The sequence below is a fragment of the Candidatus Angelobacter sp. genome, assembly GCA_035607015.1.
Taxonomy (GTDB): Bacteria; Verrucomicrobiota; Verrucomicrobiia; order Limisphaerales; family AV2; genus AV2.
Genome location: DATNDF010000069.1, coordinates 1 through 10,327 on the forward strand (window position 1 = coordinate 1; position 10,327 = coordinate 10,327).

The 10,327-nt window shown below is 61.2% G+C and carries 9 protein-coding genes; 1 reads left to right on the top strand and 8 read right to left on the bottom strand.

The features are described from left to right. Nucleotides 1–83 precede the first annotated feature (83 nt). Nucleotides 84–1,403 (bottom strand): glucose-1-phosphate adenylyltransferase, encoded by a 1,320-nt coding sequence (locus VN887_02825; protein HXT38934.1) that lies wholly within the window; start codon nucleotides 1,401–1,403, stop codon nucleotides 84–86. A gap of 166 nt (nucleotides 1,404–1,569) precedes the next feature. On the opposite strand from VN887_02825, the gene glmS reads away from it, so the two are divergent. Continuing rightward, nucleotides 1,570–3,441 carry a glutamine--fructose-6-phosphate transaminase (isomerizing) gene (gene glmS, locus VN887_02830; protein ID HXT38935.1) on the top strand — a complete coding sequence of 624 codons (1,872 nt, stop codon included), beginning with the start codon at nucleotides 1,570–1,572 and terminating at the stop codon, nucleotides 3,439–3,441. A gap of 25 nt (nucleotides 3,442–3,466) precedes the next feature. Here glmS and VN887_02835 read toward each other — a convergent pair whose 3' ends face one another. The 7 genes from VN887_02835 to VN887_02865 all read right to left on the bottom strand — a co-directional run. After that, nucleotides 3,467–3,745, bottom strand: a complete 279-nt coding sequence (locus tag VN887_02835) for a hypothetical protein (GenBank protein ID HXT38936.1) — start codon at nucleotides 3,743–3,745, stop codon at nucleotides 3,467–3,469. 10 nt (nucleotides 3,746–3,755) lie between these two features. After that, nucleotides 3,756–4,697 (bottom strand): ABC transporter permease, encoded by a 942-nt coding sequence (locus VN887_02840; GenBank protein ID HXT38937.1) that lies wholly within the window; start codon nucleotides 4,695–4,697, stop codon nucleotides 3,756–3,758. Continuing rightward, complete coding sequence (locus tag VN887_02845) at nucleotides 4,694–6,253, bottom strand: sugar ABC transporter ATP-binding protein (GenBank protein ID HXT38938.1); 1,560 nt, start codon at nucleotides 6,251–6,253, stop codon at nucleotides 4,694–4,696. Before VN887_02845 ends, VN887_02840 begins: the two co-directional genes overlap by 4 nt. A 23-nt stretch (nucleotides 6,254–6,276) precedes the next feature. Beyond that, entirely contained in the window at nucleotides 6,277–7,263 is a 987-nt protein-coding gene (locus VN887_02850) for an ABC transporter permease (GenBank protein HXT38939.1), read from the bottom strand. A gap of 35 nt (nucleotides 7,264–7,298) precedes the next feature. Then, complete coding sequence (locus VN887_02855) at nucleotides 7,299–8,324, bottom strand: sugar ABC transporter substrate-binding protein (GenBank protein HXT38940.1); 1,026 nt, start codon at nucleotides 8,322–8,324, stop codon at nucleotides 7,299–7,301. Nucleotides 8,325–8,328: 4 nt separating this feature from the next. Continuing rightward, a complete protein-coding gene (locus VN887_02860) occupies nucleotides 8,329–9,405 on the bottom strand; it encodes a Gfo/Idh/MocA family oxidoreductase (protein ID HXT38941.1) in 1,077 nt (358 codons plus the stop codon). Continuing rightward, the coding region (locus VN887_02865; protein HXT38942.1) for a hypothetical protein at nucleotides 9,402–10,327 on the bottom strand (926 nt) is incomplete at its 5' end. The genes VN887_02865 and VN887_02860, both read right to left, overlap by 4 nt.

Consider the following 10,327-nt stretch of genomic DNA (forward strand, 5'->3'; position numbering starts at 1 on the left):
CACTCGGAGTGCGGACAACGTGTTGAAACATGACAGCTATCCAGATTAGATCAGAAGACAGACGCCCGCCAAGGTTTCGCGCATCAAATGACGGTCCCGTGCGGCACGATGCCGTTCTTGGGGATGATGATGATGCCGTCGCGGATGTAATACAGTTCGTGGTCCACGTTTTCCGGTTTACCGTTCGGCGAGATCACGCAGTCGCTTCCGATGCGCGCGTTCTTGTCGATGATGGCGTTTTCGACCCGCGTGTTGTGGCCGATGCCGATCCTCGGTTTGCCCGCCGCTTCGTGGCGCTGGATCGAATCGTGGGACTCGTAGTAATCGCAGCCGAGCATGATGGTGCGGTTCACTTCACAGCCGGTGTTCAACATGCTGCGGACGCCAATGATGCTGTGCGAAATTTTCCCGCGGTTGATGATGCAGCCGTCGGAAATGACGGCGTGGTCAATCTGCGCACCGTTGATTTTTGAGGCGGGCAGGAAGCGCGGCCGGGTGAAGATCGGCGCGCTCATGTCGAAGAAATTGAACCGGGGCAGCTCCGAGGTCACGTCAAGGTTCGCCTCGAAAAACGAACCGATGGTCCCGATGTCCTCCCAGTATCCCTGGAAAATGTAGGAAAAGACGCGATGGGTCTGAATGGCGCCGGGGATGATGTGCTTGCCGAAATCCGCATGGTTGTTGTCGAGCAGCTTGATCAGGATGTCGCGGTTGAACACGTAGATGCCCATCGAGGCCAGGAAAAGTTCGTCTTCGCCTTCGATGCCCAGTTTGGGGTACCAAGCCTTTTCCAGTTTCAAAGAGTCGAGCGCGGCCGGGTCTTTCGGCTTTTCGACGAAACGCGTGATGCGGCGCTCGGTGTTGATCTGCATGATGCCGAGCGATTGCGCCGGGTCGCGCGCGACGGGAATGGTCGCAATCGTCACGTCGGCGCCCGTCACCGCGTGCTGGGAAAGGATCTCGCGGAAGTCCATCCGGTAAAGCTGGTCGCCACTCAGAATGAGCGCGAAATCAAAATCGTGGTTCAGGAAGTGAAGGAGATTTTTGCGCACCGCGTCCGCCGTGCCCTGGTACCACGAGGCATCGGTGAACGTCTGTTCCGCCGCCAGGATTTCGACAAAACCACCCGAGAAATGGTCGAACTTGTAGGATTGCGAGATGTGCCGGTGCAGCGACGCGGAATTGAACTGCGTCAGCAGGTAAACGCGCCGGAGGTTGGAGTTGATGCAATTGGAAATCGGGATGTCCACCAACCGGTATTTGCCCGCCAGTGGCACGGCCGGCTTGGAACGCTCGCGTGTGAGGGGAAACAACCGCGTCCCCTGCCCCCCGCCCATGATGATGGAGAGAACGTTGCTGGTGTTGGCGGACATTCGCGCGCCATTGGACATGGTGAAATCCATTCTTGCGATTTGACGTGTTCCTTTTATACCCTGCGCCGACAGACAAGCGCAAGCAGCAAGCAGGCCCGGGACGAACCGATCATGATGCGACGAAAGTGCGGGCGCAAAATTGGATTCCTGACGGTTCCGCTTTTTGAACTCTTCATCACACTGTGAAACCTGATTTATGTGCGGCATCGTAGGCTACGTCGGCCGGCGCGAAGCGGGCCCCATTCTGGTCGAAGGACTGCGCCGCCTTGAATACCGGGGTTACGACAGCGCCGGTTTGAGCGTGCTGGACCGCGCCGTTCTCCAGACGCGAAAGAAAAAGGGGCGAATCGACGAAGGGCTGGGCGGCCTTCTTCAATCCCGGCCGGTTGCCGGCCAGCTCGGCGTCGGACACACGCGCTGGGCCACGCACGGTCCGCCCTCGGACGAGAACTCACATCCGCACCTCGATCAAACCGGTCACATCGCCGTCGTGCATAACGGTGTGATTGAGAATTTCGAACGTATCAAGGAACGCCTGGCCCAGACCGGGCACCAGTTTCAGTCCGACACCGACACCGAGGTCCTCGCCCACTTGATAGGCGAACATTATGGGCGCATCAAATCGTCCGGCGCACTCCCGGAAAAAGACGACGTCCCGCCGCTGGCACGGGCGGTCATGGCGGCGCTCAAGGAGGTCATCGGCACATACGGCATCGCGGTGGTTTGTGCGGACTGCCCGGACCTCATTGTCGGCGCGCGCCGCGGCTCGCCCTTGCTGGTGGGGATTGGCGAAGGTGAGAATTTTCTCGCCAGCGACGCCAGTGCGATCGTCGCCCACACCCGCCGGGTGGTTTATTTGAACGATTATGATGTGGTCAGCCTGACGCCGGATCAGTTCAAGGTTGAGAACCTCGGCACGAACACGGCCGCCGCCCAGATCAGCCGGATCGAATTCAGCCCGGAAGCGGCTGAGCGCGGCAAATTCCCGCATTTCATGCTCAAGGAGATTTTTGAGCAGCCGCAGACGATCGGGAATGCCATGCGCGGACGACTGGACCACGAGGAGGCGACGGCGAAATTTGGCGGCCTGAACATGACCATGGCCGAGCTGCGCGCGGTGGACCAGATTGTCATCGCGGCCTGTGGCACGAGCTGGCATGCCGCGTTGCTGGGAGAACATCTGCTGGAGGAATTCGCGCACATCCCGGTCGAGGTCGAATACGCCAGCGAGTTCCGCTATCGCAACGCGCCGATCGAAAAGCACACGCTCGTCCTCGTCATCACTCAATCGGGCGAGACGGCCGATACTCTAGCAAGCCAGCGTGAAGCGCGCCGGCGCGGACACAAAGTGCTGTCGATTTGCAATGTCGTCGGCAGCACCATCGCGCGCGAGGCGGACGGGGGTATCTATCTGCATGCCGGGCCGGAAATCGGCGTGGCCTCCACCAAGGCGTTCACTTCACAGGTCACCGTGCTGACCCTGCTGGCTCTGCTCATGGGGCGGATCCGGATGCTCGCCGCCAGCCGCGGCACGCAGATCATCCAGGCGCTCGAAGCCATTCCCGAACAACTGGAAAAAGTCCTGTCACTGGACAATGCCATCAAAAAAATCGCGTTGAAGTACGCAACAGCGGAGGACTTTTTTTTCCTCGGCCGTCTCTACAACTTCCCCGTCGCGCTCGAGGGCGCACTCAAGCTCAAGGAAATTTCCTACACCCATGCCGAGGGCTATCCCGCCGCGGAAATGAAACACGGACCCATCGCGATGATCGACGAGAAGACGCCGACAGTCGTTGTTATTCCGTCGGGGACACTCTACGAAAAGACGTTCAGCAATCTCGAGGAAATCAAGGCGCGCAACGGTCCGATCATCGCCGTGGCGACCGAAGGCAACACGAAAATCGCCTCCAAGGTGCAGGACGTGATTTACCTGCCGCAGACGTTGGAGCCACTGTTCCCGCTGCTGGCAGTCGTCCCGCTGCAACTGCTGGCCTACCACATCGCAGTCGCCCGCGGTTGCGACGTGGACAAGCCGCGCAACCTGGCCAAGAGCGTGACGGTGGAATAACAGGCGCTCATTCGTAACGCTGTATTCAGGTAATAAACTCGGAAACCGTGGAATAGAGTTGGAAACTGCGTTGAAGCGGAAACCCGTCAATTTTCACTACTGGCAGGGGACCGTGTTGCCCCTGCTCGGCATCGATGACTAGAGGCTCACGTATCGCTTCCAAGGCTGGCAATTCCGCCTGACCGACGTGCATGGCTACTGTAGGTGAAATAAGCTTTTTGCCGAATGGCAGATTCGACCCAATTTCAACCTCAATCTGGGCTTTGATGCCGAGAATGGAGTGCCAGACCCAAGCGATGAACATAACGACTGGCTCAGAGTTTTAATGCGCGGTTTCTGAGGCTTTCCAAGAGAACGGCGGCGAAAATCACGGCGCTGATAATCATCGAGTAGAGGTAGGGATTGGCGTTCGTCATCACGAGACCGTTCTCTATGGTCTGGATGAGCACGGTGCCAAGCAGGGTGCCGGGTAAAACACTTCCTCGCCCGCCAAACAGGCTGGTCCCACCCAAGATGGCAGCCGTGATGGCGGCGAATTCCTTTTGCTCGCCAAATTTAGGCGACACCGCGCCGAGCTGGCCTAGCGTGACCATCGCCGCGATGGCTGCGCACGCACCGCTGATGAGATAGACCGTCGCCAAGATCCTGCCGGTGCGGATTCCCGCCTTCTTCGCCATCTCTACGTCGTGACCGACGGCAAAAATCTGCCGCCCGAGTGGCGTGCGCGTGAGCACGAGATGTGCGACCACAAGCACGACTGCGAAGAGCCACGCTGGCAACGGCACGCTGAGAACTTTTGCAGCGCCGAGCTGCAGAAAACTGTCCGGCAGATTCATCGCGCGTGTCTCGGTGATCCGCAGGCCGAGGCCGCGTCCGATGAACAACGTCGCGAGCGTGACGATGAAAGCCGCGACGCGGACGCGCGTAATGAAAAAGGCGTTGAACGCGCCGAAGATGAGCGAGACGCCGACCATGACGAGCAATGCGAGCGCCAGCGGCGAGCCGGCGAGCGCCATTTTTCCCGCGATGGCAGCGGCCACGAACATGATCGCGCCCACAGACAAGTCCACTCCCGCCGACAGCAGCACGAAGGTCATGCCCACCGCGACAATGCCGGTCGATGATGCTTGCACAACGATGTTCACCAGATTGCGCGGCTCCAGGAATTTCCCCGACTGCATACCGAAGAATGCGAGAACGGCGACGAAGAGCAGCAGCGGCGCGAAGTCGAGCAGACGTTGTCCGGCGCGATTCACGACTTCACCTCTTTCGCGGTCCCAAGAGCAGCGGCCAGGATGCGCTCACGGTCGAACTGCACACGCGGCAGGTCGTCCACCAAACAGCCGCTGCGCATGACGAGGATGCGGTCACACAGCCCCATCAATTCCTCCAGCTCAGAAGAGATGACGAGCACGCCCACGCCTTGATCGGCGAGTCCGTGGATGAGCCGGTAGATTTCAAACTTCGCGCCCACGTCGATGCCGCGCGTCGGCTCGTCGAGGATGAGCACCTTGGGTTTGCTCAACAGCCACTTGCCGAGCACGACTTTTTGCTGATTGCCACCGCTCAGGGTCCGCACCGGCTGCGTGTCGCTCGTCTTGGAGTCGAGTTGCACCACCGATCGGATACGCGTGACGGCGGCCTGCAACGAGTCGCGCAGGAGCCAGCGCAGCGGGGTTCGCCCATGCTGCGGCAGAGTAACAAGCGCCAGGTTATCGGCCACGGCCGCGTCGAGACACAGCCCCTCGCTACGGCGGTTCTCGGTGAGAAAGGCCACACCGCGCTCAATCAAATTGGGAGGCGAGAGATGGTGAAGCACTTCGCCCGCAAGCCGCACCTCCCCGCGCTCACGCGGGTCGAGACCGAAGAGGATGCGCGCCAGTTCCGAGCGGCCCGCACCCATCAGGCCGGAAAGCCCCAGCACCTCGCCGCGATGCAGGGAGAAGGAAATGTTCTCCGCGACGCCCGACTGTGAAACGTCGCGCACTTCCAGAATGGGAGCGCCTTCCTCCGAGCCGAAGGCTTCAGCGCGGCGTTCCGGGAAAAGCTGATTCATCGTTCGCCCAACCATGAGCGAGACGAGTTTCTCGGTGGTGAACGTCTTCGTCGCGCCGGAACCCACCACTTCGCCATCGCGCAACACCACGATGTCGTCACAGAGCCGGAACACGTCGGCCAGCGTGTGTGAAATGTAAATCATCGCGAGACCGCGCGCGCGCAGGCGGGCGATGAGCGCAAAGAGCCGCGTCGTCTCGCGTTCGCTCAACGAAGTGGTCGGCTCGTCGAAGATGATGAGCCGCGCTTCGATGCTCAGGGCCTTGGCGATTTCGACCAGTTGACGCTCGCCGGCGGAAAGTGTTTTCACCAGTCGGTGCGATGGAATTTCCAGGCCCACTTTGCGCAACAACTCCGCCGCGCGCTCGTGCATCTCGCCGCGGTGGATGAATGGCGTCGTGCCCGCACGCGGAAACCGGGTGAGAAAAATATTCTCCGCGATGGAGAGATTCGGAAACAGGTTAAGCTCCTGATGAATGAACGCAATGCCGCGACGCGCGGCGTCCTGCGGGTTCTGCGGCGCGTAGTCCGCTCCCGCAAACCGGAGAGTGCCAGCTTCGGGCTGGAGATTCCCGCCCAGGATGTTCACCAGCGTGGATTTGCCCGCCCCGTTCTCGCCGACCAACCCGACCATGCCGCCCGCCGGCACGCTGAAGCTCACGCCCTTGAGCACCTTGATGCCGAAGAAGGCCTTCTCGATGCCGCGCAATGAAAGGAGTTCGCTGTTTGCTGTTCGTTGTTCCTTGTTCGTGGTCATGCGCTTGTTGCCTCAACCACGAACTACGAACGGCCAACCACGAACCTGTTCCGGACCGCATCCAGCACGGCGGCGAAAAGGATGACCGCGCCCTTCGTGATGGTGATCGAGAACTGCGAAAGGCTCAGGAGGTTCAGCGCGTTGTCGAGCACGGTGAGAAAGAGCACGCCGAAGAACGTCCACGCAATCTTGCCCATGCCGCCGAAAAGGCTCGTGCCGCCCACGACTGTCGCGCCGATGATGTCCAGAAGAATTTCCCGACCGAGCACAGGCGAACCCGTCTCAAGTCGTCCGGTGAGCATCACGGAGGCGAGCGCGGCGCAGAGTCCGGACGCAACGTAGGCGGCGAAAGTCATCGCGCGCACCGGAACGCCGGAGATGTGCGCGGCGGTGGCATTCTGACCGACCGCATAGAGCCAGCGTCCGAAGACCGTGCGACGCAGCATCAGGTGCGCGGCGACGCCCAGCGCAGCGGTGAGCGCAAATGCGATGGGTAGACGCTGGCCGAGGGCGAGGAATGATCCCGGCAATCCGTAGATGTTCTTTGATTGCGTCAGCCAGACGGCGAAGCCGCTCAGGAACATCATCGACGCCAGCGTCACGATGAACGCCGGCAACCGCAGCATCGTGATGACGGTGCCGTTCAACGCGCCCAGCCCCGCGCCGAGCGCAAGCATCACCAACACGCCGATGATCGCCGGAGTCCCACCCCCGTCGCTCGTCATCAGCTTCGCCCCAACCACGCTGGTCAGTGCGATGATGGATGTCACCGAGAGATCGATCCCGCCCGTGATCATCACCAGCGTCATCCCGACAGCGACGATGAAGAGCGGAAGCAAATAGCCGAGGGCGTTGAGCAGGTTCGCGCTGGTGCCAAGCCCCGGCGTGAAAGGCGCGAGCGCAGCGAACATCAACACCGTGAGCGCGAGAACGAGATATTCGGAGAGACAAAGGCTCCGAAGACGGGTCGTAGTTCGAGATTCGAGATTCGTGACGGGAGTTGCAGCCATGAATCACGCCTCGTCATATTTCGTTTTGAGGCGCATCACTTCTTGATATTCGCTCCCCACATGCGCGGTGCCATTTCATTCAAGTTACCCTGGTGAATCACGAAACCGGGATCGAGAATCAATTCGCCCACCGTCTTGCCTTCGCGCCGGTCGAGCAGCGCCTGCACGCTTTGTTGCGCTTCAAAGTAAACATCCTGCACTCCAGTCGCGTCGAGGTAGCCGTCCTTCAACATCTGGTAGGCCGTCGCGTCGCCGTCGAAGCCGCCGAGGATGACGTGGCCCGGCTCGCCAATCTTTTTGTAGCGACCCGCGGCTTTGAGCGCAGACGTGATGGATGGGAACAGAAAATCCGATGACGTGAAAATGAAGCTGATGTCGGGATTCGCCTGAAGCGCGTTCGCCACTCCGGCCTGCGCCTTCTCCTGATTCCATTCGCTGGGCACGCGGGACACGACTTGAATGACGCTCTCATTCCCTTTCACCGCGTCCTCGAAGCCGTCGCGCCGGCCAATGGCATTGATGTCGCCGAGATCGCCAAGCACGACCATCGCCTTGTGCTTGGTGCCGGTCTTCTTTGCCTGCTCGATCATGTAGGCCACGGTGTCGCGCGTGAGCGTGCGATTGTCGGCGACCACGGCGGTGGAGACGGCGTCGGTTTTGTCGGCGGGCCGGTTGAAGAGCACGATGGGAATCCTCGCCTCGTTCGCCGCGCGAATCATCGGGATGCAGGTCTTGGCATCCTTGGGCACGAGGATGATGCCGTCCACACCGCGCGTGATGAAGGTCTTCACCTGCTGCAACTGCCGGCTCGCGTCCTGGTCAGCGACAGCTTCCAGCATGGTGATGTCCCGCTTCTTCAACTCTGCTTTGATGGCCTCGAAGCCCGCGACCCAATACTCCGTCTGCAACGTCTCGAACGCCACGCCGATGTTAAGCTTCTTCGCGCCCGGGGCGGATGGCGGACTGGTATTGCCGTCAGGGTCTGATTTGCCACAGCCGCCGCACAGCAGCGCGCCGAAAAGTGCAACGAAGGTGAGAGGGAACGAAGTGATCCGTTTCATATTCTTAATGGTGTCGGGATGATGTCCGCAGGGTGTGAATCTTTTTCTTTTGGCCCGGTGTAACGACAGTATTCGTCCGCGCCGAATCGTAGGCAGCAAAGACCAGTTCCATCGTCTTGAGATTGTCCGCGCCGGTCGTTTCGGCTTCGCGTTCCCCGCGCAGCGCCGCGAGCAAGTCCCGGTGGCAGGCGACCATGCTCGACTGCGAGAGGTCATAACGGGCGTCCGCCCAGGCGTAGCGCGGCGGCGCGTGGCGGCGGCTGTGCGTGCCCTTCTTTGTGGTGACGCGCAGCCGGTAGTCCTCCGTGACTTCGACGCTGCCGCGCGGGCCTTCGACGAACGCCAGCGTCTGCGGAAAGCACTCGCGCTCCAGCGGCGTTTTTGCGTAGGCGACTTCGACGGTCACGCTGGTCTTCGCTTCGCCCATCGCGAGCAGGAGCGTCGCGACGTTGTCGCCCTTCACGCCGGGCGCGAGCGTTTTGTGCAACTGGCAATAGAGCGAGCCGGCCTCGCCGAAGCACGCCCGCGCGGTGTCGAGCAGATGCACGCCAAGATCGCTGAGGATGAACCGTTGGAGCTTCTTCAGCGCCGGTTGATTGGCCCACACGTCGAAGCCGGAGAGGAACGAGAGTCGCGCGCGGAACGGAGTGCCGATGACGCCGGAACGCAGCGTCTCGATGAGCGCGCGCATGGTGGACTGCCAGCGCCAGTTCTCGTGGACGAAGAACGGCGTCTTCGCGCGCGCGAACGCCGCGACCATTTCTCTCGCATCGGCGAGCGATGCCGCCATCGGCTTCTGGCAGATGCACGGCACGCGGTGTTTTGCACAGAGGAGCGAGAGCGGCTTGTGTCCTCCGATCTCGGTGATGTTGTCCACGAAATCAGGCTTCACTTCGCGCACCAACTTTTCGGCGTCGTCATAGACTGCCGGCACGCCGAGGTCGCGCGCGAATGCCACCGCCTTGTCACGCGAACGGTTGTAGATTGCCACACATTCGACGCCGCCGACTTCGCGCCACGCGGCGAGTTGAACGCGCGCCCAAAACCCCGCACCAAAGATGGCAAAGCGGTACGGTTTCATCGTCGCGCCTTCAAGGTGAACACCCGGTTCTCCGTGTCCGGCACGGCGGGCGTCGTCCAAGTGGAGCCGCCGGTGGCGTTCGCGATTTTCACCGAACGTCCGGTGCGCGGATTGAAGCGCGTGACGGAATAATTTCCCGCCGCCAGTCGCAGCGTGGCTGTGCCGCCTTGCCGCAGGTAAATCACGTAGCGTTCGCCCGGCTGCGCGAGGCACAACGCAGCGGCGAGGGGCTTGGTGTTCTCCGTGACCGGCAACGCCTTGCTCTCGCCCGTGACGAGTTCGGGATGCGGCTCCAGTTTCCACCACGCGAACGACTCGAAGAAGTCGCGCATCCGTCCGTAGCCCGCGAGCATCGTCATCTCGCCGTTGCCGCGTCCGGTGATCCAGCCGCCCTGGCCGGCGATGTTCGCGCGTTCGCCCGTCGTCTGATAACCCCCGGCCATCGCCATCTCCCACGCGAGCCGCGCGCGGTTCTCGCCGATGCGGGCGGGCCAAACACGTTTTTCGCCCCACGGAAACGGGTAATGATCCTCGTAGCCGTATTCCTCGTTGATGATCGGCAGCGGCCGGCCGGTTGCGTTTTGGTTCGTGCGCGCCTTGAGCATGAAGTCGTACGCGCCGTGCTCGTCCCAGCTTTGGAACATCACATAATCCACCCACGGTTGCGTGCCGAACGGAAAGCGGCCCGTGCCGTGAACACTCGTCGTGTGGTCGTAAGGATCCCACTCTTTCACCAGCGCACCCATCTTCGCGACCCAAGCTTCGTCGCGGCAGAGATGCCACTCGTTGATCAAATCCCACCACACATTCGCGAAGGCGCCGAAGCGCGCGACGCAGTAGCGATAGTAACACTGCTCGTCCACGCCGCCCATGTTCGCCTTGCCGAACGGATCGACGCCCTTGTCCGCCACGTCGAGCGCGA